Raw genomic sequence first — 23,306 nt, 5'->3', positions numbered from 1 at the left:
CCACCCGCCGCCGACACCCGGGGCGCTCGCCCCCCCCGTCGCCCGGCCGCGCGGGTCAGGCGGTCGACGCGGACGATGCCGCCGGGGCGGGCGCGGGCCGCAGCACGCCGTCGTGGAGCTCGAGCACACGGTCGGCGCGCTGCACGATGGACGGATCGTGGGTCGACAGCAGGACCGCGACGCCGTCCTCGTGCGCGATCGACGCGATCAGCTCGATCATCGCGGCCGCCGTGTGCGAGTCGAGCTGACCGGTGGGCTCGTCCGCGAGAAGGATGCGCGGCGACCCCGCGAGCGCCCGCGCGATCCCGACGCGCTGCTGCTGGCCGCCCGACAGCTCCGCCGGCCGCTGCGAGGCGTGTTCGGCGAGACCGACCCGCCCGAGGAGACGCGCGACGCGCGCCGCGCGCTCCTTCGGATCCGTCCCCCGGATTCGCATCGGCAGTTCGACGTTCTCCTCGGCCGACAGCGCGCCGATGAGCCCGAACGACTGGAAGACGTAGCCGATGTCGTCGCGGCGGACCGCGTCGACCTCCCGCTCGCGCGCCTCGGTCAGCACGACGTCCCCGACCCGGACCGTGCCCGTCGTCGGCGGCTGGATCCCGCCGAGGACGTGGAGCAGGGTCGTCTTGCCGGCGCCGGACGGGCCGATGAGCACGACGAGCTCGCCGGGATGGAGTTCCAGCGCCGCGTCCGCCAGCGCCGCCACGTCGCCCGCGGGCGTGCGGTGGATCACGGACAGACCGGATGCCTCGAGCACGGGCTCAGTCATGTGAGGACTCTCCTTCCTCGGCGTCGTGCGCGCGACGGCTGCGACGCGTCTCGGGCGCGGACTCGCCGGACGGGGCGGGCGCCGGAGCCTGGCGGCCGTCACCCGGCCACACGCCGACATGGTCGGGATTCAGCTTGAGGCGCACCCGCTCCCGGAGCGAGAGCTGGTGCATGTACTCGGTGGGCAGCTGGAGGCGGCCGACCTTGTCGAGCACGACGAACTCCTCGGCCATGTCGTGCTCACGGCCCTCGTCGTCGGTGTGCGTCCACCGCAGGACCTCGGTCGAGGTCCGGCCGTCGCGGATCTGCACGGTGCGCTGCACGTGATCGGACACCGCGGGGTCGTGCGTCACGATGAGCGCGGTCGTGCCGAGCTCGCGGTTGACGGCCTCGAACGTGCCGAGGACCTCCGCCGACGCGTGCTCGTCCAGGTCGCCGGTCGGCTCGTCGGCGAGGAGCACTCGGGGCTCGTTCGCCAGCGCGACCGCGATCGCGACGCGCTGCTGCTGACCCCCCGACAGCTCCGCCGGACGCCGGTCGGCGACGGCCGCGACGCCCGCGAGCTCGAGCAGCTCTTCCGCGCGCGAGCCGTTGCGCCGGTCGCCGCCGATCGCGCGGGCGAGCTGGACGTTCTCGCGCGCCGAGAGATAGGGCAGCAGGTTGCGGGCCGTCTGCTGCCAGACGAAGCCGACGACCTCCCGTCGATAGGCGACGCGCTCGCGCGACGACAGCGACGGCAGGTCCCGACCCGCCACACGCGCCGATCCGGCCGTGGGGACGTCGAGCGCCGACAGGATCGAGAGCAGCGTCGACTTGCCCGAGCCGGAGGCGCCGACGAGCGCCACCAGCTCGCCGCGGTCCACGACGAGGTCGAGCCCCTGGAGGGCCTGCACCTCGATGTCCGCGACGGCGAAGATCCGCACGAGCCCTTCACAGACGATGTCGGCTTCTTGCATCAGTCCTCCTCGGTTCGGAGCACGGTCGCCATCGACGTCGTGCGCGCACTGGCCACGCCGCCGACGACGGCGAGGGCCAGGGCGGTGACGACCACGGCGATGAGGGTTGCGCTGAGCACGGGATCGACGGCGACGGCCGGCTGCCCACCGCCGCCGGTGAAGGGTCGCAGGTCGATCGAGGTCACGACGAGCAGCGGCAGCACGGCACCGAGCAGGACGCCGCCCACCAGCGCGGTGACCCCGAGTGGCACGAACTCCCACGCGACGATGCCGCGCGCGCGAGCGCGATCGAGCCCCATGCTCCGCAGGAGCGCGATCACGCGGGAGCGGGAGTCGCGCGCGACCCCCGCGATGAGCAGCAGCGCGACGACGGACAGGCCGACGGCGATCCCGAGCGCGGCGAACAGCACGAATCGCAGCGCGGACACGGCCGGGGATGCCTGGATCTCGGCCGTCGACTCCGACAGGATGCGGACCGCGTGCGCACTGCCGACGATGTCTCCGAGCTCCGCCGCGACGGCGGCGGCATCCGTCCCGTCTGCGACGTCGACGAGCACCGACCGCGGGAAGAAGCCGAAGCCGGTGACCGCGGCGTAGTCCGTCTCGTCCATGACGAGGAACTTCTCGGATCCCTGCACGCCGAGCACGCGCTCGAGGGTGCCGACCACCTCGACCGGTTCGGTCACGACGGTCGTCCGCCCCTCGCCGAGGCCGTCCGCGAGGACGGTCGACTCGACGATCTGCGGCGGGGTCGAGCCGGGCGCGACGAGCCCCTCGGGGAACCCGCCGACCATGCCGCGCTGCACCGCGGCGAGGCGATCGACCTCGGACACGACGACCTGCACGCTCTCGCGCCCGGAGGGCCCCACGACCGACACGTAGTCGCCGCGCAGCACCCCGACCGCGTCATCGACACCGTCGACCTCTCGCATGCGATCGATCGTGTCGGCATCGAAGTAGGGACCCGACAGGCGGATGTCGCCGCCCACGTCCCGCTGGGCGGCGACTTCGGCACCCCGATCGACCGTGGCGAGCACGAGCGACGAGAAGACGGCGATCGCGACGGCCACGAGCATCGCCAGGACGGCGGTGGTCCCGGCGGACGATTCGCGCAGATTGCGGGCCGCACCGACCAGGCCCACCACTCCCCGGCCGCGACGCGCCACCCGCAGGGCGGCGGCGATGGGCAGCGGATGGACACGCACGACGAGGAGCGCGACGGCGACGGTGGCCAGGAGCGGCGCGACGACGACGAGCGGATCGATGCCGTCCGTGGCCGGCCCGATCCCACGCAGGAAGAGCTGCGCAACGGCGACGACCGCGAGGAGGATCACAACGGCCTCGACGATGCGCACGCCCCTGCTCCGGACAGGGGCGTCGAGATCGCTGCGGGTCCGCTCGAGGAGGGCGGGTCGCAGAGTGAAGGCGAGGGCGAGCCCCGGTACGACGCCGACGGCGATCGCCACGATCGTCGGGAGCGGCCCGGCGTCGTTGCGCGTGACCGCTGTCGCGAGCGCGGTCGCCGCGACGGCGGCGGGAAGCCCCAGGATCAAGCCCTCGCCGAGCAGGAGCCGACGCAGCCGCGCGAGGGGCGCCCCCCGCGCCGACATCAGCGACAGGTCCGCGCGTCGGCGGCGGATCATGAGCGCAGCGGCCAGCACGACGAGCGCGACGCTGACCGCCAGAGGGCCGACCGCCGCGACGGCGAGGATCGCGCTCGCGGAGTTCGCGCGCGACAGGGCGGTCGACAGGACGCTCAGCACCTCGCTGTCGAACCGGACCCTCAGCTGACCCGCCTCGTCGACGGGCACGCTCGAGGAGGTCGCCGCCCGCAGGGCGGAGTGCAGCTGACCGGGTTCCGCCCCGAGCGCGGCGGCGCCGTCGGTCGGGTACCACAGCACCATCTCGGGGTCGTCGAACTCTCCGAGCGACTCCCGGGTCGCGGCATCCACCCATGCGACAGACGTGGCCTGGGGGCGGCGGTTTCCGTCGTCGAACACCGTCGCCGTCAACGATGTCGGCAGGTGCGCCCAGCGGTCCGCCTCGGGGTCGGCGGCCTCGGCCGTTCCGACGAGCTCGAACGCGGGGAGGTCATCCGCCCACTCGTCTGACGTCGGCGCGCCGGGATCGGCCGGGACCCCGCGCACCTCGCCGACGTCCCATTGCATCGTCTCGGCGGCGGCGGCGCTGAGGACGACCGGCACGGGGCCGTCGCCGTCCCACGGCTGCGCCCACTCCCCCTCCACCAGCCGGAGGTGCTGCTGCGCGTGCGGGTCGGAGAGGAGCTGCACGAGACCGAACGGCGCATCCGCGGGGAGATCGCGCGGGACAACGAGGGTGGGCTGCCCGAAGAGGGCGAACTGGGCCGGGCCGACGAGCGGGGCGAGCGCCGGCTCGAGGCCGTCGCGGTTGTCGGCCAGCAGCTGGCCCAGCGCGCCGAACACGTCGCCCGCGCCGGCATCCCACTCGGCCGCGACATCGGGGTCGGCGGCGGGCCCGAAGCCGGGGACCCCGAGCAGCGTCGCCGTCAGGTCGCGGGAGATCGCCGGCATGTCGGCGATCTGGTGGGCGACCTCGGCGCGCACGACCCCGACGAGGGCACGCGGGGCCGCAGCGATCACGAAGGCAGCGAACGCGATGAGCGCGACGATCACGATCGCGGCGCTGCGCGGCGTCGCGAAGCGCCTCCGGGTGAGAGCGAAGAGGCCGGGTGCCCTGGTCACTCGTCCTCCCGGAGCAGGGGGGCGAGGCGGGCGGGCGTGCGCACGCTGGCCACGATCAGGCAGAACGCGGCGGTCGTCAGGGCGAGGGCGACGGCGAGGACGACCGGCTGCACGCTCAGGGCGATCGGGTACGCGTCGGGCACGCTGCCGTACGCGGCCCGCACGAGCGGGGCGACGACCAGCCACGCGGTGACCGCGCCCGCGGCGAGGCCGCCCAAGACGCCCATCCCCACGGCGAAGAGGTCTTCCTGTGCGCGCAGCCGAGACGCACGCCGTCGTCCGAGCCCCATCACCGCGACCAGGGCGAGTTCCCGTGAGTCGGCTCGCGAGCGCATCCGGCGCAGCAGCAGCACGACCAGCGCCAGCACCACGGCGCCGGCGGCGGCCAGGGCGAACGAGGCCGCGGTCCCCGCCGCGTTCTCGGCTGAGCGCGGGTCGGCGACGATCGTCACGGTCTGTGCGAACTCCTCGGCGACGGCGGCCGCGGCCGCGCCCGGGTCGTCGGTCGAGAGCCAGGCCTGGGTGGGCACGATCTCGAAGGGACTCGCCATCGACAGCGCGCCGAGGTCGACGAGGATGCCCTCCCCCGACGTCGTCCCGGGAAGCACGGGCACGATGTCGACGACCTCGAACTCCGGCTCGATGTCGGGGTCCCGCATCTCGAGGGCGATCGTGTCGCCGACGTCGAGGCTCAGCGAAGCGGCGAGACCGGCGGTGACCACCGCGGCCACCGTGGCCGCGACCGTGGGGGCGACCGCGCGCGTGAACGGCTCCCCTGCGGCCGCCTCGGGCGCGAACCGGAGGGTCGAGCCGGTCACCTCGACCGAGCCCGGCGTCCCCGCGGCCGGCCGGAAGCCCGCGACGTCGACGGGCACGCCGCCGCTCGAGATGCCGTCGATGCGCGCCTCCCCCGGAAACACGCTCGCCGGATGGTAGGCGACCGCGAGCGCCGCGAGCGACCACTCGTCGCCTGCGGGAAGCGTGAGACGCGCCGTGTCGTCGGGGCGCACCCGCACGTCGGGGAAGGTGTTGCCGTTGTCATCTTCGACGATCTCGATGTCGGCGTTGGTGAACCAGAGCGAGGCGACGGCGCCGGATGCCGCGACCACCGTCGCGCGCACCTGCAGCGCCGGCGGGCCCTGCTGGAACGTCTCGCCATCGATCTCGAGCGCCGGCGCAGCCTCGGCGTGGACCGTGAGCGTGAGATCGTCGCCCGTCAGCACGGACCCGGTTCCGGGCAGGGCGAGCGCCGCACCCATCGCGGCGGGATCGATCGCACCGTCGGCGTCGAGCATCACGTCGCCGAGTTTCGCGGCCTCGACGGCGAGGATCGGGATGCGCGCGTCGGCGCCGTCCGCGCTCATCGGGCGGGCGAGCATCGAGGCGTCGGGGGACGCGGATGCCGCGACATCCGCCGCAGAGACATCCTGGGGGATCGTCCCGACCTTCACGTCCGCACCGACACGGAGCGCCTCGGGGGCGTCGCCGAGCGCCGTGAGGCTGGACTGGTACGCCGACGCGACGACGATCGATCCGATCGCGAATGCGACGACGGTGATCGACAGCGCGTGGCGGCCGGGCCTCCGGGAGGCGAACCGCAGCGGAGTCACCGGCGAGACGCCGCGCGTGGGAGACAGCATCGCGGCGACGGCGCGCGCAAGAGGCGTCGCCACGGCGACCGCGACGATCGCCGCGAGACAGAGGGCGAGCGCCGGTGCCAGCGCGACGAGCGGATCGAGGGTCACGTCGCCGTCCCCGCGCTCGACGATGGGCGTCCCCGCCTGCACGAACTGCCACACCGCGAGCCCGGTGATGACCGCCAGCAGGATGATCGCGCCGGCGCCGGCCACCGCACGCGCGCGCGCAGACCGGCTGTCCGCCGCCCGCCCGGTCGTGACGGCGACGACGAGGACGGCAACGAGCGACACGCCGGCGATCGCGAGGATCAGGACGGCCGGTGTCGGGACACCCCCGACCCCGGCGGCGCCCAGGACGGCGCCGACCGCTGCGCCCACCGCGGCACCCGGGACCGAGACGGCGAACGCCTCGACCGCGCCGAGAAGCACGAGATCCCGGCGCCGCGCGCCCCGCGCGCGAAGAAGTCGGCTCTCGGATTCGCGCGCCCGCACGGGCTCGAGGGCGACCGCGCCGACCACGACCGCCGTAAGGAGGGCGAGCAGTCCGAGGGCGACCGACGTCGGCCCCCGGCGCACCTCGATCCCCTCGCGGACGTCGGCGAGCGTGTCGCGGAGCCCGCCCGACTCCTCTGGTCGCTCACCCGTGCTCTCCTCGAGGGTGTTGCGAAGCCCGCCCAGCCCGTCGTCGAGAGCGAGCACCTGGGCGGCGGTGATCTCCTCCAGATCGGGGGTGAACACGAGGCTGCCGCCCTCCTCGGCGGTGAGAAGCGCGCTCCCGGCGCCCATGTCGGACAGCGCGGATGCCGCGGCGGCCGCGGCATCCGTCGGGGAGGTCTCGTCGAACGACAGGACCAGACGCGCGCGGTCGCCGGTCGCGGCGGCGAGGGCGCCTCGGGCCTCGCGCGTCTCGACCGAGGCGACGAGGCCGGCGACGCCGACCACGAGCAGAGCGGCGAGCCCGGAGACGACCGCGAGCGTGACGAGCGGGACGACGTGCGCACGTGCTCGGGCGAGGGCGAACCGGATTCCTCCGATCACCCGTCCCGCCTTTGCACTCTGGCACTCTAACCCAGCGCGCGGAAACGCTCCCGCGCATCGGGACGTCCGGTCTCATGAGCGGACCCTCATGCGGAGTTCTTCTCGTCGTCACCCGTCGCGCCTAGCGTGGAGGAGGCGTGCCCGGCGAGCAGTCCGGCGCACGGCACCGCTCCCCGGCGCCTTCCACGAGAGGGCGTCCCGTTCGAAGGAGAACCATGTCCCCCAGGCTCCGCGGCGCTCTCGCCGCCGTCACCACCGTCGGCCTCGTGTGCGCCGGCGCCCTTGTCGCGCTACCCGCATCGGCGGCGCGCGTCACCCACCCGGAGAACGGGAAGCGCACCGAAACGCTGCGGGTGGCAACGTACAACCTGTCACTCAACCGCAACGCCGCCGGACAGCTCGTGACAGACCTGTCGACGACCGCGAATCCGCAGGCGCGCACGGTTGCCGAGGTCATCCAGCGCACCGACCCCGATGTCGTGCTCCTGAACGAATTCGACTACGTCGAGGGCGGCGTCGCCGTTGATCTGTTCCGCGAAAACTACCTGGAGGTCGGTCAGAACGGCGCGACGCCCGTCGAGTACCCGTACGCCTTCGTGGCCCCCTCGAACACCGGAGTCGCGAGCGGGTTCGACCTCAATAACAACGGGGCGATCGGGGGCGGAGACGACGCCTTCGGATTCGGTGCCTACGAAGGCCAGTACGGCATGGTCGTCCTCTCGAAGCACCCGATCGCGACCGACGAGGTGCGCACGTTCCAGCACTTCCTGTGGAAGGACATGCCGGGCGCGCTGCTTCCCGACGACCCCGCCACCGACGCGCCGGCGGACTGGTACTCGCCCGACGAGCTCGACGTCTTCCGGCTCTCGAGCAAGTCGCACTGGGACGTGCCCATCGAGGTGGGCCGCCGCACCGTGCACATCCTCGCGTCACACCCGACGCCTCCGACGTTCGACGGCCCCGAGGACCGGAACGGGCTGCGCAACCACGATGAGATCCGCTTCTGGGCCGATTACGTCACGCCCGGGAAGGGCCGCTACATCTACGACGACGAGGGCGACCGCGGAGGCCTCCGGCCGGCGTCGTCGTTCGTGATCGTCGGCGACCAGAACGCCGATCCGCTCGACGGCGACTCGGTGGACGCGGCGATCGATCAGCTGCTGGACAACCGGCGGATCGTCGACCCGCGCCCGGCCTCGGCCGGCGCCGTCGAGGCGGCGGCGCTGCAGGGCGGGGCGAACCTCCTTCACCGCGGCGACCCCGCTTTCGACACCGCCGACTTCGCCGACGGCGCGCCGGGCAACCTCCGCGCGGACTACGTCCTGCCCTCGCGCGACCTGCGCCCGCGGGACGCGGGGGTGTTCTGGCCCGTGCAGGCCGATCCGCTCTCCGCACTCACGGGCGTCTTCCCCTTCCCGAGCAGCGATCACCGCCTCGTGTGGGTCGACGTCTCGGTCCCGCGCGCCGGCCGCTGAGCCTCCGGCGCGGGTGGCTTCCACGTCGCCCGCGCCGTCAGCCCCACGCGCGCACGAAGCGCTCGTACGCGTCGAGGGTCTCGTCGGGCACGATCGCGCGGAGAACCACTTCGTCCACGGCGGACCGGTACTCCGCGAGCCGAGCTCGGGCGTCGCCGGGGGCGATGGTCGTCTCATCGGGCTCGATCCCGACGCGCGCGAAATTCGCGGCGTACGCCGGATAGCCGGCGTAGCGCGCCGTCTCCTCGCCGAGCTTCGCGGCGGCGCCGGCATCGGTCGCCGCGCGCACATAGAGCGCGACCCGGGTGGCGCGGGTGACGCGCCGCGCCTCGTCGGCCTGCGCGGCGGCGATGTCAGGGGTGAGCCAGCTCAGCAGGAGGCCGTCGGAAGCCGCGGCCCCCGTCCGCCGCATCTTCGGGCCGAGCGCGCCGACGACGACGCGCGCGTCGGTGCCGGCGCGGAGGGCGGCCGCGGCATCCGTCATGCGCGCCAGCGCGCCCGAGGCGCCGGCACCCGAGCCGATACCCAGGACGAGCCTGTTCGTCGGCAGTGACAGTGCGTGGACGCGCTCGAGGATCTCGTGCGGGGCACGCCGGTCGACGGGGAGGACGCCCGTGGCGAGCACGAGCCGCTCCGTGACGCGCGCGACGGCGGCGAGCACGTCGAGCGCGTCATGCCCGGGGGTGTCGTTGACCCACAGCGCGTGAAAGCCGGCGGCCTCGACGGCCGGCGCGAGCTGCTCGGCGAGTGCGGGTCCGACGGCTGCGGCGACGCCCAGCGACAGGTCGGCGGTCACGACCGGGCGACCAGTCGAGAGAGCTCGGCGGCCATCGCGTAGAAGTGCCCCAGGTCGGTCCGGGAGGCGGGGAGCAGCACGACGTCGTCGACGCCCGCGTCGAAGAACGGCGCGAGCCGCCGCGCCACCTCGTCGGGCTCGCCCCACACGGCGCGCGCGGCAGGGTCGGGCTTGTCGCCGACATCGGCGATCGCGCGGGCTTCGGCGTCGGCGCCGAACGCGGCCACGACGTAGGCGACGATGTCGTGCCGCCCCGGACGGCCGGCCGCCTCGCGCGCCTCGCGGATCGCCCGCACCGCCATGCTCACCTCTTCGGGGGTGTGGCCGCTGTCGAGCACCGTACCGTCGGCCACTTCGCCGCTCAGTCGCAGCGTCTTCGGACCCTCGGCGGCGGCGTACACGAGCGGCGGAGTCTGGGGCGGATAGTCCAGGCGCACCCCGTCGAGGGTCACGTACCTGCCGTCGAGCGACCGCTCCTCGCCCGCCAGGAGCTCCCGCAGCGCGGGGACGTACTCGCGCATGAGCGTGAGCGGCGACGCGACGCGAGCGCCGATCTGGCCCATCCAGGGCAGCACGCCGTGACCGACGCCGGGGAGCAGGCGGCCGGGGAACAGCCTCTCGACCGTCGCGATCTCCATCGCCGTCGTCGCGACGTTGCGCATCGGCATCGGCGAGATCCCGATGCCCACGCGCAGCGCCTCGGTCCACGCGAGAGCGGCCGCGGCCGCGGCGAAGGCCGACGTGCGGAAGCAGTCCTCCCAGATCCACAGCTCGGGAAGCCCTTCGCGCTCAGCCGTGAGAACGGCGTCCTGGAACTCGTCCGGGGAGTGCGTGTACGGATTGAAGATCGCGCCGATGCGTGCCATGCCGCCTACTCTGGCACCCCCGGCAGACACTTCCGTGCGAGACCGCCCGTTCGATCGGGCTGGTCTCGCACAGAAGTGTCTGCTGCCGGCCGGGCTATGCCGCCGCGGCGACAGGGACGCCCGACCGGACCATGAGGCCGTCGGTCGAGGCATCCACCGTCACGGTTCCGCCGTCGGCGAGGGCATCGGTCACGAACAGGTCGGCGATGCGGTCGTCGACCTCTCGCTGGATGAGCCGGCGCAGCGGACGCGCGCCGTACTCCGGCTCGTAGCCGTGCTCGGCCAACCAGTCGATCGCGGCGTCGGTCACGTCCAGGGCCACCTCGCGTCCGGCGAGCCGCGCCTCGGTCGCTCCGAGCAGGAGGCTCACGATCTCCCGCAGCTGCGGCTTCTCGAGCTTGCGGAACAGCACGATCTCGTCGATGCGGTTGAGGAACTCGGGCCGCATCGCCTCGCGGAGCTTGGCGAACACGCGATCGCGCAGGTCCCTCTCCGAGCCGAATCCGGTCGGCCCTCCCCCGTCGGCGAGGAAGCCGATGGCACCGCCGCGCGAGGCGAGGAACTCCGAACCGAGATTCGAGGTCATCACCACGACGGTGTTGCGGAAGTCCACCGTGCGACCCTGGCCGTCGGTGAGCCGACCGTCGTCGAGCACCTGCAGCAGCAGGTTGAACACGTCGGGGTGCGCCTTCTCGATCTCGTCGAACAGCACGATCGAGTACGGGTTGCGCCGCACGCGCTCGGTGAGCTGCCCGGCCTCGTCGTACCCGACGTATCCCGGAGGAGCCCCGACGAGGCGCGACACGGTGTGGCGCTCGCCGAACTCGCTCATGTCGAAGCGGATGACGGCGCCGTCGTCGTCGAACAGCGACGCCGCGAGCGCCTTCGCGAGCTCGGTCTTGCCGACACCCGTCGGGCCGAGGAACAGGAACGAGCCGACCGGCCTGCGCGCGTCGCCCATGCCGGTGCGGTTGCGGCGGACGGCCTTGGCGACCGCGGCGACGGCGTCATCCTGCCCGATGACCCGGTCGTGCAGCTCGTCCTCCAGCTGCGCGAGGCGCTCCCGCTCGGTCTCGGTCAGACGGTTCACCGGGATGCCGGTGGCCCGGCTGATCACCGCGGCGATCTCGGGCTCGCCCACGATCGCCTCGCCGCGGGCCGCGGCACCCGATGCGGTCGCGTCGTCGAGGCGCGCCTGGACCGCGGCGATCCGATCGCGGATGCGCGAGGCCTCCTCGTAGTGCTCGGCCGACACGGCGGCGTTCTTGTCGGCCTCGAGGGTCGCGAGCTCCTCCAGCAGACCACTCACGTCGACCTTCGCGCCGAGTCGCAGCCGCAGCCGCGCGCCGGCCTGATCGATGAGGTCGATCGCCTTGTCGGGCAGCACGCGCTCGGTCAGGTACCGATCGCTGAGCTCGACGGCGGCCCGGATGGCGTCGTCGGTGTAGACGATGCCGTGGTGCTCCTCGTAGGCGGGCTTGAGCCCCTGGAGGATCAGCACGGCGTCCGCCACCGTCGGCTCGCCGACCCGGACGGGCTGGAACCGGCGCTCGAGGGCGGGGTCCTTCTCGACGACGCGGTACTCCTTGAGCGTCGTCGCGCCGACGAGGTGCAGCTCACCGCGCGCGAGGCGCGGCTTGAGGATGTTCCCGGCGTCCATGCCGCCGTCTCCGGCGCCGCCCGCGCCGACCACGGTGTGGACCTCGTCGATGAAGATCACCAGCTCGCCGCGGTGCGCGGCGATCTCGTCCATCGTCTTGGTGAGGCGCTCCTCGAAGTCGCCGCGGTAGCGGGTGCCGGCGAGCATGGCGGGGAGATCCAGCGCGATCACGCGCTTGCCGAGCAGCTGCTCGGGCACGGCGCCGTCGACGATGGCCTGGGCCAGCCCCTCGACGATCGCGGTCTTGCCGACGCCCGCCTCCCCGACCAGCACGGGGTTGTTCTTCGTGCGGCGGCTGAGGATCTCGATGGTCTGCTCGATCTCGTCGGCGCGGCCGATGACCGGGTCCAGAGCGCCCTCGAGGGCACGGGCGGTGAGGTCGGTCCCGTAGGTGTCGAGCATCGGGGTCGCCGATGCCGCGGCATCCGCCTGCTCCTGCGTCGCCGGCGCGGCGCCGGCGGTCACGGTCTCGCGCAGCCCCTGAGTGAGAGCCTCCGCGGTGACTCCGGCCCGCGCGAGCACCTGGCCCGCCGGGGTGTCCTGCGCGAGCACGAGTGCGAAGAAGAGGTGCTCGGGGTCGACGTAGGTCGACCCTGAAGAGCGCGCGACCTGGAAGGCGTGGAACAGCGCGCGCTGCACCGACGGGGTGATGACCGCACCGTCGACGTCGGCGGGGTCGGATGCCGCGGGCAGGCGCTCGTCGGTCGCGCGAAGGATCGCGCGGGGGTCGGCGCCGATGTGCTCGACCGCGTCGCGGGCGGGTGCCTCGTCGACGAGGATCCGCAGCAGGTGGAGCGCGTCGAGCTCGCGCTGTCCGCGCTCGAGGGCGAAGCGCCCGGCACGCTGAAGGAGCTCCTGCGTGCGCGCTCCGAGGAAGCGACTGAGGTCGATCGACCGCTCCGCGCGCGCTCGCTCGCCCGCCAGGTAACGAGCGAGGAACTCGTCGAACGAGCTTCCGGTGTCGTCGGCGGAGGGGGTGAAGTCTTCGGGCATTCGGTTTCTCTCCTGAGAACTTGAGTGGAGTCGTGTCAAGTTTACGAACTTGAGCACAGCCGTATCAACTTAAACGGTCGATCGTCGGGCGTATTCCCAGACCCCGGGGACCGTTCCGTGCCGGCGGTTCCGCGGGCGGTAATCTCGATCCACCGTCCCGACAGGATCCGCACCATGCCCCACCCCCGCCCTGACTCCGCTGCCGGCCCCGTGGCGATCGTGCAGCCCGCACCGCCCGAGATCGACGAGGCGGCCGCCGCGCAGATCGCGCGCGATCACTGGGGCATCGCGGCGACCGCTCGGACGCTGGGCAGTCATCAGGACCGCAACTTCCTGCTCACACCGGCGCACGGCGACCGGCTGCTGCTCAAGATCGCCAACCCGAGCGTCTCGGCCGCCGAGCTGGAGGCGCAGTCCGCCGCCGCGGCCCTGCTGGCCGAGCAGGCGGGATGCCGCGCCCCGCGAGCCATCGCCCCCACGGGCGGCGCGACCGCCGTGCGCCTCGACCTCGACGGCGTCCGGGTGCATGCCCGCCTCCTGGAGTTCCTCGCGGGTCGCACACTGTCCGGTCACCTGCCGCCGCGGGTCGTCGAGGAGATGGGCTCCCTGGCCGCCCGCGTCGCCCTCGCGCTGGACGGACTCGACGCCCCCGGGGCGGAGCGCGTCCACCAGTGGGATCTGCGGTATGCGCGCACCGTCCTGGACGAACTGCTGCCCCACATCGCCGACGACCCCCTGCGAGCGCGCGTGACGGATGCCGCGGCATCCGCGTGGTCCGTCATCGAGGATCTGGGCGACCGCCTCCCGGTGCAGTTCATCCACGGCGACCTCACCGACGACAACGTCGTCACCGCCGACCCCGTCACGCGGCTGCCAGACGGCGTGATCGACCTCGGCGACCTCAACCGCACGTGGACGGTCGGCGAACTGGCGATCACCGTCTCGTCGCTGCTGCACCACGACGGCGTCGACCTTCGCGCCGCGATGCGCGCCGTGTCGGCCTACGACCGGGTGCGGCCGCTCGGAGACCCGGAGGTCGCGGCCCTCTGGCCTCTGGTCGTGGTGCGGGCGGCCACGCTCGTGGCGAGCGCGCACCACGTGCTGGCGACCGACCCGGGCAACGCGTACGCGGCGGGCAACCTCGAGCACGAGCTCGCGATCCTCGACGCGGCGACCTCCGTGCCGCTCGCGGTGGCGACGGCGCTCGTGTCCGACGCGACAGGGCGTGCGATCGCATCGCTCGGCCTCCCGCCCGCGGCGCCCCTGCTGCCCGGGCTCGATTCGCAGGACGTCGCGGTCGCCGACCTCACCCCCACGAGCCCCGCCCTCGACGCGGGGCGGTGGCTCGAGGCATCCGTCGAAGAAGACGTCCTGAGCGGATGCCTCGACCCCGCGCGCGCCGCCGTCGCCCGATTCGGGGAGGCCCGGCTCACGCGCTCGCGGCCGCACGATCCGGACGAGCCGCACAACGTCGCGCTCGGCGCCGAGCTGAGATTCGTCGCCGCGCAGCCCGTCGCCGCCCCGTGGGCGGGCACGGTGATCCACGGCGCGGCCGGCGTGACGCTGCGATCCCCCGCCGCGGACCTCGTCCTGGACGGCGTGTGCGCTGCCGTCCCCGACGGCGAGGAGGTCGCGGCGGGCGACCACCTCGGTGAGGCGGAGGGGCGGTTGTGGGTGCAGGCGCTCGCCCCCGGCTCGCACGCACCGCGATTCGTGCCGCGGAGCCTCGCGCGCGCGTGGCGCGTCCTCGTCGCCGATGCGGGATCGCTCGTGCCGGGACATCCGTCGGCGTCCGTGTCCGCCGGCCCGGCCTCGGACCCCGCCTCCCTGCTCGCGCGACGAGACGCCGTGTTCGCCGACGTCCAGGAGCACTACTTCGCCGAGCCGCCGGTGATGGTGCGCGGCTGGCGCGAGCACCTCGTCGACGCGGACGGCCGCGTGTACCTCGACACGCTCAACAACGTCACCTCGATCGGGCACGCTCACCCCCGCCTCGTCGAGGCGATCACACGGCAGTGGAGTCTGCTCAACACCAACTCGCGCTTCCACTACCCGGCTGTCGTGGAGTTCTCGGAGCGCCTGGCCGCGCTCCTGCCCGAGCCGCTGGACACCGTCTTCCTCGTCAACAGCGGCTCCGAGGCGGTGGATCTGGCGCTCCGGCTCGGCCAGGCGTGGTCCGGACGCACCGACGTCCTTGCGCTGCAGGAGGCCTACCACGGCTGGACCTACCTGAGCGACGCGGTCTCGACGTCGGTCGCCGACAATCCTGCGGCCCTCGAGACCCGCCCGGACTGGGTGCACACCCTCCCCGCCCCGAACGCGCTCCGCGGCCGACACCGCGGTCCCGACGCCGGGCGCTACGCGAAGGAGGCGGTCGCCGAGATCGACCGGCTCGCGGGCGGCGGCGCCGCACCGGGCGCCTTCATCGCCGAGACGCTCTTCGGCAACGGGGGCGGAGTGGCCCTCCCCGACGGCTACCTCGAGGCGGTCTACGCCGCCGTGCGCGCGCACGGCGGGATCGCGATCGCCGACGAGGTGCAGGTCGGCTACGGCCGCCTCGGCGAGTGGTTCTGGGGATTCGAGCAGCAGGGCGTGGTGCCCGACGTCGTGACCGTCGCCAAGGCGATGGGCAACGGCCATCCGCTGGGCGCCGTCATCACCACCCGCGAGATCGCCGAGCGGTATCGCGCCGGCGGATACTTCTTCTCCTCCGCGGGAGGGAGCCCGGTCTCCAGCGTCGTCGGCCTGACGGTGCTCGATGTGATCCGGGACGAACAGCTGCAGGAGAACGCCCACGACGTGGGCGGTTATCTCAAGGAGCGCCTCGAGGCGCTCGGGCATCGGCATCCGATCATCGGCGCCGTCCACGGATGGGGCTTCTATCTCGGCCCCGAGCTCGTCCGCGACCCTGCGACGTGGGAGCCGGCCACGGCCGAGACCGCCGCCGTGTGCGCACGCCTACGCGACCTCGGCGTGATCGCCCAGCCGACGGGCGACCACCAGAACATCCTCAAGATCAAGCCGCCGATGTGCTTCTCCCGGGAGAGCGCCGATGCGCTCGTGGCAGCTCTCGACCGCGTCCTGACGACCGGCTGGTGAGATTCAGTCCCGCCCGCCCGGCGGGCCGACGATCAGCAGGACGACGTAGAGCGCGGCGACCGCGAGCGCGATCAGCACCGCGAGCAGCCAAGCGCGGTTCAGGAACCAGCGCATGAGACGGTCGTGCCACGCGGCATCCCGAGGGTCGTCGGTCTGCTCCAGCCGCCACGCGCCGGCGAGGCGGCCGGATCGGTGCAGCCACAGCTCGGTGGGGATCGTCGCGTACGGGATCACCGCGCTCGCGATCGCCACGACCGTCGGGCCCACGCCCCACCGCTGATTCTTCGCCACGAGCACGGCGGTGGCGCCGTACGAGAGGAAGACGAACCCGTGGATGCCGCCGCCGACCGTCACGGCGACGGCGAGGTCCGTGGTCGCCCGCACGATGAGCCCCGCGATCAGCAGCGTCCACGAGATCGCCTCCGCGATCGCCAGGACTCGGAACAGGTTCAGGGGCGTGCGGAACACGGGTCTCCTTCGGGTGGGATGCCTCCAGCCTACGTTCGCGGCGAGGACGAACCCGACTCAGCCGCGTCCCCGCAAGAACGGAGGAGATTCGCCGCTCCGAGGGGCCGCGGGCCGTGACCGGCGCACTTCTTCCTCCGTTTTCGCCGCCCATCCGCCGATACCGTGGGACGGTGCACTACTCCCCCGCCGACCTGCGGCGCTGGCCCGACCTCGAGGGCCCCGATCTGCCGGCTTCCGATGCCGCGGACCGCCTGATCCTCGACGAGTCGGCCGCCGCTCGCGCCCAGGCGCCCGACGGCACGATCACGGTGATCGGAGACGGCTACGGCGCGCTCGCGCTCGGGGCAGCCGCGGACGGGGCCCGCGGCATCCGGGTCCATCAGGACGCACTCACCGGCGAGCAGGCGCTCGCGGCGAACGCCGAGCGGTTCGGGCTTGGCGGCGCGGTGGCTTCTCTCCCTCTCGCGGCGGAGCTCGTGACGGGCGCGCGCGTCGTGCTCCTGCGCCTGCCGCGGTCGCTGGACGCCCTCCGCGACATAGCGGCGCTGGTCGCCGCCCACGCTGCCCCGGACGTCGCCGTGTTCGCCGGAGGCCGCCTCAAGCACATGACCGTCGCCATGAACGACGTGCTGCGCGAGTACTTCACCCGGATCGACGTGACCCACGCGCGACAGAAGTCCCGCGTGCTGGTCGCCCGCGGGCCTCACGACGGGCATGAGCCGCTCCCGCAGATGCGGGAGGAGGACGGGCTCGTCGTGTGCGCGTTCGGCGGCGCCTTCGCCGGTGCGTCGATCGACATCGGCACGCGGTTCCTGCTCGACAACCTTCCCGCGCCGCCCGACGGGACGGATGCCGCGGTCGACCTCGCGTGCGGGACCGGGGTCGTCGCGACGACGCTCGCATTGCGGCATCCGTCCCTGCGGGTGTACGCGTGCGATCAGTCGGCCGCGGCCGTCGCGTCGGCGCGCGCGACCGCTGCGGCGAACGGCGTCGCGGATCGCGTGGAGGTCGCGCGCGACGACATGCTGGCGTCGCGGCCCGACGCGTCGGCGGACTACATCGCCCTCAATCCCCCGTTCCACGTGGGAGCGGCGATCAACGAGGGGGTCGCGCCGCGCATGTTCGCGCAGGCGGCCCGGGTGCTGCGTGCGGGTGGAGAGCTGTGGACCGTGTGGAACTCGGCGCTGCGGTACCGGGCGCCGCTCGAGCGTCTGGTCGGGCCCACCCGTCAGGTCGCGCGCAACGCGAAGTTCACGGTCACCGTGTCGACGCGGCGGTGACGCCGGGACGGGTCAGCGGCCGTCGCGCGTCGACCACAGCGCCCACGCGACGAGCACAGGCTGGAAGAACAGGCGGACGAGCCGCTTGCGGTCGGTGTCGAGGCCGAAGCCGTCCCGCCGCTTGACGTATTGCTCGATGTTGCCGGGGAACACCGCCACGAAGAACGCGGCCAGGAGGACGCCGATCCGCTGCCGTGACGCCGGCAGAGCGACGAGGGACGCGCCGAGCATGACTTCGGCTACGCCGGAGGCCACGACGACCGCGTCCTCGTCCATGACCTTCGTTGCGAATTCGGGCACTTGCGCGCGGAACTCGCGGCGGGCCCAGAACAGGTGGCTGACTCCGGCGAAGACCATGGCAGCCGCGAGCGACCACCGGGCGAGGGTTCTGAGCATGAGTCCACCGTGGCACAGGGCGCCACCGACAGGGCGCGCTTGACAACCCGGGCGCGATGCCGCGCGGACCGGTATCAGCCCGCGAGCTGCTCCGTGAGTCCGTGGCCCCATTCGCGCGCGCTGTCCAGTTCGCCGTCCACGAGCGGTCCTTCGTAGCCCTTCACGAGGAAGCTCATCGGCTCCTCCGTCTTGAATCCGAGCTTCCGGGCGATGCGGGTCGCGGCGTGCGACGCCGCGCCCGGGAGGAGCGCCATGTCGTCCACGCGGGTGTCGAACGCGGCGAACGGGATCGGCCGATCGGTCGCCGCGAGCGCCTCCAGCCACTCCCTGATGCCCTTGTCGGCATCGGTCACCGCTCCGCCTCGGCGCGCGGCTTCCCTGCGGGTCGCGTCCCTCGACATCGAGAAGACGTGCGTAGGCCCGCCGACCACCACGAGGTCGACATCGGCCGGGATCGCGGGCGGGGCCTGTGCGACGTCGGTGAGCGCGACATCCGCGCCGTCGGACATCCCGTCGGCGATCGCCGCGGCTATCCGATGCGTGTTTCCGAACATGGACTCGTAGACCACCAGTGCTCGCATGGCGACAGCGTGGCGCCCCGAGCAGCCCGTGCGGGGGTCTTTGGTCCCCCGGGGCGTCTGTGGTCCCCGCGGGACCTCTGGCCCGATGGCGAGGACGTATGCCGCCCTAGCCTGGTGCTGCCGGAGCAGAAACGGAGATGCAGATGACCGTGCAGGTGCGAATCGAGGATCGCCCCGAGGTGCTGACGGCCGGGGTTCGCAGAGTGGTGCCGATGGAGGCGCTCTCGCAGTTCTTCTCGGACGCCTTCTCCTCGACGATGCGGGTGATGAGCGAACAGGGCGTCGCCCCCGCCGGCCCGCCCTACGGCAAGTACTACGGTTCTCCGTCGGCCACGCTCGACGTCGAGGCAGGGTTTCCGGTCTCTTCACCGATCGCGTCGGAGGGCGAGGTCCGTGCCGGCTCTCTTCCCGGCGGCCGCATCGCCTCCGCCGAGCATGTCGGCCCGTACGACGACTTGGAGAAGACCTACGCCGCGCTCGAGCAGTACATCGGGGAGGCGGGCCTCCTGCCCGCCGACGTGATGTGGGAGAGCTACGTCACCGATCCCACCCTCGAGCCAGATCCTTCGCGCTGGCACACGCTGGTGTCGTGGCCGATCGCGGGAGAACGGACACCTGCCGCGTAGACGGTCGTGCCGTATCCGGCCCGTTGGCGGTGCGAATCAGATGCGCGCGTCTCCGCCCCGAAATCCTCGTCCTCGCTCGAGCCTGAGCTTGGGCTCGGAGGTCAGGACATCAGCCGGGCGGCAGCGTCGGGCACGTAGTTGTCGAGGTTCCGGGGCGGACGCTCATAGCCACGGGCATCAGGTCGCGACGGGATGACCACGCGGTCGGGATCGACGTGGTCATACGGGATGCGGGACAGCAGGTGCGTGATCATGTTGATCCGGCTCCGCCGCTTGTCGACGGAGGGCACCTCGAACCAAGGGGCTTCGGGGATGTCGGTGTGCACGAACATCGTGTCCTTCGCGCGCGAGTAGTCCTCCCACCGCGTGATCGACAGGACGTCGTTGCCGCTTAGCTTCCACCGTCGCATCGGATCCTCCGCACGCGAGCGGAAGCGTCTTTCCTGCTCGTCGGGCGACACGCTGAACCAGTACTTCAGGACGACGATCCCGTCCTCGACGAGGAGCCGCTCGAAGATCGGCGCTTGATGGAGGAAGCGGTGATACTCGGCGCTCGTGCAGTAGCCCATCACGTACTCGACGCCCGCACGGTTGTACCACGAGCGGTCCATCAGGACGATCTCCCCCGCTGCCGGCAGGTGCTGGACATAGCGCTGGAAGTACCACTGCGTCCTCTCCCGCTCCGTCGGCGAAGGCAGAGCGACGATGCGCGTCACTCGGGGATTGAGGTATTCGGTGACCCGCTTGATGGTCGAACCCTTCCCTGCGGCATCCCGACCCTCGAAGATCACCACGATGCGGGCACCGGTCGACTGCACCCACGCCTGCATGTCGACCAGCTCCGCCTGGAGGCGGCGCAGTTCGCGCTCGTAGAGCTTCTTGGGAAGCGGCATCGTCAAGTCCTCATCCTTCCCTGGTCGCGCTACGTCCTGTGGGGAGCTTTCTTCACGGCACCGACCGCGCTCGGGTCGAAGGTCCTGCGGTGGCCCTCAGGATCGGCAGGCCGCGCTCATCGTGCCCGATCAGGGCGAGCGAGACGCCAACGCAGGTCACCCGCGCTTCTGCGCTGTCGCGGGACCTTCGGCCCGTCCTGCCCCTCTCACCGGTCCGAACATGAAGTCATGCCCGAGGAAGTTCCGGTCGACGATCCGCGCCATGAGGAGCATCCGCTGCCGTGGAGCCGACCTGGATTGCTCGTCGGCGTCGACGGCTCACCCGCTTCACGTGCCGCGCTTCATGTCGCCGTGGCCATGGGGCCGAGGCTCGGCCTGCCGGTCCATGCCCTCGTGGTGTGGGACTTCGCAAGCCCGCTGAGCGGACATCGACTCGCTGCTCCTCGCAACTCGCGCCCGGAGACCGACGCGCGAGCCGTCATCGATGCGGCCCGGCGCGAGGCGTTCGCCGGTCCGCCCCCCGAGTGGTTCACGATCGGCATGGAGCGCGGCAGGCCCGGCTTCGTGCTGCTGCAGCATTCGGCGAACAGCGAGATGCTCATCATCGGAAGCCGCGGTCACGGGGGCTTCACCGGACTGCTGCTCGGCTCGGTCAGTTCTGTGTGCGTGGCGCATGCGCTGTGCCCGGTTCTCATCGTGCGCGAACAGGACGTCGCCCCCGTCGCTGGATGAGGAGTCATCGCATGTCGGTCGAGGGCCGCAAGCCTCCGACCGGTCGCCAGGCACCTGGGCAGATCCGCCTCACCGGTCGTGGACGACGAGGACCGGGCAGTCCGCGTGCGCAGCGCAGGCGTCGCTGACCGATCCGAGCAGAAGCCCCAGGAATCCGCCATGACCGCGTCCGCCGACGACGAGCATCGCGGCCTCCTTCGACATCTCCACGAGTTCCCGCGCGGGCTTCCCGCGTCGCAGGCTCGAGGTGAACCAAACCGGCGGGTCGCCTGCGAACACCCGGTCGGTCGCATCGCCGACGACGTCGACGACCCCTTCGGCCGGGTCGCTGTCATCCTCCGGGTGGAAGTACTCTCCCGACACGAGGGTGGGGTAGTCCCACACCACGACCGCGTGGACCGGCAATCCGAGCTGGGGTCCCATCCGCACCGCGTGCCGGAGCGCCGAGATCGACCCCGCCGATCCGTCGAGTCCGACGAGGATGCCCGGCCGGGACCACGGTAGCGGCGGTTGGGGTTTGTGGGGACGGGGGTCGCGCACAGTTTCCGGCATGCCTCCAGCATCGTGACACGCGGCCGTGGGCTCAGGGTCGAAGGTCCCGCCGGCGCTCACGGAATGTCAGGGATTCGTATAAGCGGCGGGTCGCTCGTCGCGGTTGCTGCGCGCCGTGAGCAGACGAAGGTCGGCTGGCACGAGGTGCGCCTGTATGACCAGCGCCGCCCCGTCCTCGGTGTAGACATCCGTCGTGGGCTTCCGGCCCTGCAGGGTGCGGAACCCGCCGTCGAACATATCTCGGGTGAGTGCAGAGGCCTGTGCGAACGGATCCGCTCGCAGAAGGTTGCGTGCCATCGGCTCCTCCTTCCCTTCGTGGGATTGTCTCCCGCCGCTTCGCTCGCATGCGGCCGACGCCCCGCGTCGCGACAGTGGTCCCTCGACGTCCCCGCCCGGCGAGACCGTGGGACGTTGGACTCAGCGCCCGGCGGACGCCTCCGCGAAGGTGCAGAGAGTGCGGTCGCGCTGACGTGGACGCTGACGATCGCCGTCGGCACGATCCGTCAGATCGTCGCGCCCGAGGAGCTCCCCTCGGCCCCCTCGTGGCTGGGCGGGCCGCAGGTCGCACTGCCGAGGAGTCGCCGCGCGAACGCCTCGGCAGCCCGCCGTGCCGGGTCGCCGTTGTCGTCGTGTGGCCACGGCGACACCTGATCAACCGGTCGCGGACGCGCGGTCCTTCACACGTGTGGGACACCCATTCGTCTCAACGAGGCGGCCGTTTCTCGACGAGCTGCATGCCTCTCGGGTTTCGTGCGACCATCTCGGTCTTCCGCGCGCCTTCAGACTTCTAGAAGTCCCAGTCCTCGTCCTCGGTGGCCTCGGCCTTTCCGATCACGTACGACGAGCCCGAGCCCGAGAAGAAGTCGTGGTTCTCGTCGGCGTTAGGTGAGAGCGCCGACAGGATCGCGGGGTTCACGTCGGTCACCGTCGACGGGAACATCGCCTCGTACCCGAGGTTCATGAGGGCCTTGTTGGCGTTGTAGTGCAGGAACTTCTTGACGTCCTCGGTCAGGCCGACGCTGTCGTAGAGGTCCTGCGTGTACTGCACCTCGTTGTCGTACAGCTCGTAGAGCAGCGAGAAGGTGTAGTCCTTGATGTCGTTGCGGGTCGCCTCGTCGACCTTCTCCAGCCCGCGCTGGAACTTGTAGCCGATGTAGTACCCGTGCACGGCCTCGTCGCGGATGATGAGCCGGATGAGGTCGGCGGTGTTGGTGAGCTTGGCACGGCTCGACCAGTGCATCGGCAGGTAGAAGCCCGAGTAGAACAGGAAGCTCTCGAGCAGGGTCGAAGCGACCTTGCGCTTGAGGGGCTCGTCGCCGCGGTAGTACTCCATGACGATCTGAGCCTTCTTCTGAAGGTTCGGGTTCTCGATCGACCAGCGGAACGCCTCGTCGATCTCCTTCGTCGAGCACAGGGTCGAGAAGATCGACGAGTACGACTTGGCGTGCACCGACTCCATGAACGCGATGTTCGTGTAGACGGCCTCCTCGTGCGGGGTGATCGCATCGGGGATCAGCGACACCGCGCCGACGGTTCCCTGGATCGTGTCGAGCAGCGTCAGCCCCGTGAACACCCGCATCGTGAGCGTCTGCTCCTCGGGGGTCAGCGTGTTCCACGACTGGATGTCGTTGGACAGCGGCACCTTCTCGGGCAGCCAGAAGTTGTTCACGAGGCGGTTCCACACCTCGAGGTCCTTGTCGTCCTGGATGCGGTTCCAGTTGATGGCCTGGACGTGATCCAGGAGCTGGAGCTTCTCGCTCATCTTCC

The 23,306-nt window shown here is 72.0% G+C and carries 20 protein-coding genes; 6 read left to right on the top strand and 14 right to left on the bottom strand.

Going from position 1 to position 23,306, the window contains the following annotated elements; all coding sequences use genetic code 11:
• Window positions 1-55: 55 nt before the first annotated feature.
• From ACFQ0P_RS11740 to ACFQ0P_RS11725, 4 genes are read right to left on the bottom strand one after another with little or no spacing between them, the layout of a single operon-like run.
• Entirely contained in the window at window positions 56-769 is a 714-nt protein-coding gene (locus ACFQ0P_RS11740; RefSeq protein ID WP_204978878.1) for an ABC transporter ATP-binding protein, read from the bottom strand.
• On the bottom strand, window positions 762-1,724 hold the full coding sequence (locus ACFQ0P_RS11735) for an ABC transporter ATP-binding protein (RefSeq protein WP_204978877.1): 963 nt from the start codon (window positions 1,722-1,724) through the stop codon (window positions 762-764). The genes ACFQ0P_RS11740 and ACFQ0P_RS11735 overlap by 8 nt, the downstream gene beginning before the upstream one ends.
• Window positions 1,724-4,447: an ABC transporter permease gene (locus ACFQ0P_RS11730; RefSeq protein WP_204978876.1), complete on the bottom strand. Its 2,724-nt coding sequence runs from the start codon at window positions 4,445-4,447 to the stop codon at window positions 1,724-1,726. The genes ACFQ0P_RS11735 and ACFQ0P_RS11730 overlap by 1 nt, the downstream gene beginning before the upstream one ends.
• Window positions 4,444-7,122, bottom strand: a complete 2,679-nt coding sequence (locus ACFQ0P_RS11725; protein WP_204978875.1) for an FtsX-like permease family protein — start codon at window positions 7,120-7,122, stop codon at window positions 4,444-4,446. Before ACFQ0P_RS11725 ends, ACFQ0P_RS11730 begins: the two co-directional genes overlap by 4 nt.
• 215 nt (window positions 7,123-7,337) lie before the next feature.
• Between ACFQ0P_RS11725 and ACFQ0P_RS11720 the strand changes: the two genes are divergently transcribed.
• Window positions 7,338-8,597, top strand: a complete 1,260-nt coding sequence (locus tag ACFQ0P_RS11720; RefSeq protein WP_204978874.1) for an endonuclease/exonuclease/phosphatase family protein — start codon at window positions 7,338-7,340, stop codon at window positions 8,595-8,597.
• A 37-nt stretch (window positions 8,598-8,634) separates the two neighbouring features.
• Here the strand turns inward: ACFQ0P_RS11720 and ACFQ0P_RS11715 are convergent, their stop codons facing one another.
• From ACFQ0P_RS11715 to ACFQ0P_RS11705, 3 genes are all read right to left on the bottom strand, one after another.
• Window positions 8,635-9,393 carry an LLM class flavin-dependent oxidoreductase gene (locus ACFQ0P_RS11715; RefSeq protein ID WP_204978873.1) on the bottom strand — a complete coding sequence of 253 codons (759 nt, stop codon included), beginning with the start codon at window positions 9,391-9,393 and terminating at the stop codon, window positions 8,635-8,637.
• Window positions 9,390-10,259 carry an LLM class flavin-dependent oxidoreductase gene (locus ACFQ0P_RS11710; protein WP_204978872.1) on the bottom strand — a complete coding sequence of 290 codons (870 nt, stop codon included), beginning with the start codon at window positions 10,257-10,259 and terminating at the stop codon, window positions 9,390-9,392. The genes ACFQ0P_RS11715 and ACFQ0P_RS11710 overlap by 4 nt, the downstream gene beginning before the upstream one ends.
• 94 nt (window positions 10,260-10,353) lie before the next feature.
• Window positions 10,354-12,912 carry an ATP-dependent Clp protease ATP-binding subunit gene (locus ACFQ0P_RS11705; RefSeq protein ID WP_204978871.1) on the bottom strand — a complete coding sequence of 853 codons (2,559 nt, stop codon included), beginning with the start codon at window positions 12,910-12,912 and terminating at the stop codon, window positions 10,354-10,356.
• 174 nt (window positions 12,913-13,086) lie between these two features.
• On the opposite strand from ACFQ0P_RS11705, the gene ACFQ0P_RS11700 reads away from it, so the two are divergent.
• Complete coding sequence (locus ACFQ0P_RS11700) at window positions 13,087-16,011, top strand: aminotransferase (protein WP_204978870.1); 2,925 nt, start codon at window positions 13,087-13,089, stop codon at window positions 16,009-16,011.
• A 3-nt stretch (window positions 16,012-16,014) separates the two neighbouring features.
• Here the strand turns inward: ACFQ0P_RS11700 and ACFQ0P_RS11695 are convergent, their stop codons facing one another.
• Window positions 16,015-16,479: a DUF3817 domain-containing protein gene (locus tag ACFQ0P_RS11695; protein WP_204978869.1), complete on the bottom strand. Its 465-nt coding sequence runs from the start codon at window positions 16,477-16,479 to the stop codon at window positions 16,015-16,017.
• Window positions 16,480-16,649: 170 nt separating this feature from the next.
• On the opposite strand from ACFQ0P_RS11695, the gene ACFQ0P_RS11690 reads away from it, so the two are divergent.
• Window positions 16,650-17,759 carry a class I SAM-dependent methyltransferase gene (locus ACFQ0P_RS11690; protein ID WP_204978868.1) on the top strand — a complete coding sequence of 370 codons (1,110 nt, stop codon included), beginning with the start codon at window positions 16,650-16,652 and terminating at the stop codon, window positions 17,757-17,759.
• Between the two features lie 12 nt (window positions 17,760-17,771).
• Here ACFQ0P_RS11690 and ACFQ0P_RS11685 read toward each other — a convergent pair whose 3' ends face one another.
• Both ACFQ0P_RS11685 and ACFQ0P_RS11680 read right to left on the bottom strand, forming a co-directional pair.
• A complete protein-coding gene (locus ACFQ0P_RS11685) occupies window positions 17,772-18,155 on the bottom strand; it encodes a DoxX family protein (RefSeq protein ID WP_378772221.1) in 384 nt (127 codons plus the stop codon).
• Window positions 18,156-18,229: 74 nt separating this feature from the next.
• Window positions 18,230-18,736: a flavodoxin family protein gene (locus tag ACFQ0P_RS11680; RefSeq protein ID WP_204978867.1), complete on the bottom strand. Its 507-nt coding sequence runs from the start codon at window positions 18,734-18,736 to the stop codon at window positions 18,230-18,232.
• A gap of 143 nt (window positions 18,737-18,879) precedes the next feature.
• Between ACFQ0P_RS11680 and ACFQ0P_RS11675 the strand changes: the two genes are divergently transcribed.
• The gene (locus ACFQ0P_RS11675; protein WP_204978866.1) at window positions 18,880-19,362 is read left to right on the top strand and encodes a GyrI-like domain-containing protein; all 483 of its coding nucleotides are present in this window, start codon (window positions 18,880-18,882) and stop codon (window positions 19,360-19,362) included.
• 101 nt (window positions 19,363-19,463) lie between these two features.
• Here the strand turns inward: ACFQ0P_RS11675 and ppk2 are convergent, their stop codons facing one another.
• Window positions 19,464-20,255, bottom strand: coding sequence for a polyphosphate kinase 2 (ppk2, locus tag ACFQ0P_RS11670; protein WP_204981365.1), 792 nt, complete (start codon window positions 20,253-20,255; stop codon window positions 19,464-19,466).
• Window positions 20,256-20,483: 228 nt separating this feature from the next.
• Here ppk2 and ACFQ0P_RS11665 point away from each other — a divergent pair, with 228 nt between their 5' ends.
• On the top strand, window positions 20,484-20,987 hold the full coding sequence (locus ACFQ0P_RS11665; RefSeq protein ID WP_204978865.1) for a universal stress protein: 504 nt from the start codon (window positions 20,484-20,486) through the stop codon (window positions 20,985-20,987).
• 69 nt (window positions 20,988-21,056) lie between these two features.
• On the opposite strand, the gene ACFQ0P_RS11660 is transcribed toward ACFQ0P_RS11665, so the two are convergent.
• On the bottom strand, window positions 21,057-21,539 hold the full coding sequence (locus tag ACFQ0P_RS11660; protein ID WP_204978864.1) for a universal stress protein: 483 nt from the start codon (window positions 21,537-21,539) through the stop codon (window positions 21,057-21,059).
• 66 nt (window positions 21,540-21,605) lie between these two features.
• Window positions 21,606-21,836 (bottom strand): hypothetical protein, encoded by a 231-nt coding sequence (locus ACFQ0P_RS11655; RefSeq protein ID WP_204978863.1) that lies wholly within the window; start codon window positions 21,834-21,836, stop codon window positions 21,606-21,608.
• Window positions 21,837-21,950: 114 nt separating this feature from the next.
• Between ACFQ0P_RS11655 and ACFQ0P_RS11650 the strand changes: the two genes are divergently transcribed.
• Complete coding sequence (locus ACFQ0P_RS11650; protein ID WP_204978862.1) at window positions 21,951-22,190, top strand: hypothetical protein; 240 nt, start codon at window positions 21,951-21,953, stop codon at window positions 22,188-22,190.
• 136 nt (window positions 22,191-22,326) lie between these two features.
• Here the strand turns inward: ACFQ0P_RS11650 and nrdF are convergent, their stop codons facing one another.
• Complete coding sequence (gene nrdF / locus ACFQ0P_RS11645; RefSeq protein ID WP_204978861.1) at window positions 22,327-23,301, bottom strand: class 1b ribonucleoside-diphosphate reductase subunit beta; 975 nt, start codon at window positions 23,299-23,301, stop codon at window positions 22,327-22,329.
• Window positions 23,302-23,306: the final 5 nt, after the last annotated feature.

This window comes from Microbacterium insulae (assembly GCF_042677065.1).
Classification (GTDB): Bacteria; Actinomycetota; Actinomycetes; order Actinomycetales; family Microbacteriaceae; genus Microbacterium; species Microbacterium insulae.
This window is presented reverse-complemented; position numbering and strand designations above follow the sequence as displayed.

Bases quoted from the DNA above. Each gene is read 5' to 3' on its own strand.
- nrdF (WP_204978861.1), bottom strand. From the start codon at position 23,301: ATGAGCGAGAAGCTCCAGCTCCTGGATCACGTCCAGGCCATCAACTGG.
- ACFQ0P_RS11720 (WP_204978874.1), top strand. From the start codon at position 7,338: ATGTCCCCCAGGCTCCGCGGCGCTCTCGCCGCCGTCACCACCGTCGGC.
- ACFQ0P_RS11705 (WP_204978871.1), bottom strand. From the start codon at position 12,912: ATGCCCGAAGACTTCACCCCCTCCGCCGACGACACCGGAAGCTCGTTC.
- ACFQ0P_RS11685 (WP_378772221.1), bottom strand. From the start codon at position 18,155: ATGCTCAGAACCCTCGCCCGGTGGTCGCTCGCGGCTGCCATGGTCTTC.
- ACFQ0P_RS11680 (WP_204978867.1), bottom strand. From the start codon at position 18,736: ATGCGAGCACTGGTGGTCTACGAGTCCATGTTCGGAAACACGCATCGG.
- ppk2 (WP_204981365.1), bottom strand. From the start codon at position 20,255: ATGCCGCTTCCCAAGAAGCTCTACGAGCGCGAACTGCGCCGCCTCCAG.
- ACFQ0P_RS11655 (WP_204978863.1), bottom strand. From the start codon at position 21,836: ATGGCACGCAACCTTCTGCGAGCGGATCCGTTCGCACAGGCCTCTGCA.
- ACFQ0P_RS11665 (WP_204978865.1), top strand. From the start codon at position 20,484: ATGCCCGAGGAAGTTCCGGTCGACGATCCGCGCCATGAGGAGCATCCG.
- ACFQ0P_RS11740 (WP_204978878.1), bottom strand. From the start codon at position 769: ATGACTGAGCCCGTGCTCGAGGCATCCGGTCTGTCCGTGATCCACCGC.
- ACFQ0P_RS11675 (WP_204978866.1), top strand. From the start codon at position 18,880: ATGACCGTGCAGGTGCGAATCGAGGATCGCCCCGAGGTGCTGACGGCC.
- ACFQ0P_RS11710 (WP_204978872.1), bottom strand. From the start codon at position 10,259: ATGGCACGCATCGGCGCGATCTTCAATCCGTACACGCACTCCCCGGAC.
- ACFQ0P_RS11735 (WP_204978877.1), bottom strand. From the start codon at position 1,724: ATGCAAGAAGCCGACATCGTCTGTGAAGGGCTCGTGCGGATCTTCGCC.
- ACFQ0P_RS11660 (WP_204978864.1), bottom strand. From the start codon at position 21,539: ATGCCGGAAACTGTGCGCGACCCCCGTCCCCACAAACCCCAACCGCCG.
- ACFQ0P_RS11700 (WP_204978870.1), top strand. From the start codon at position 13,087: ATGCCCCACCCCCGCCCTGACTCCGCTGCCGGCCCCGTGGCGATCGTG.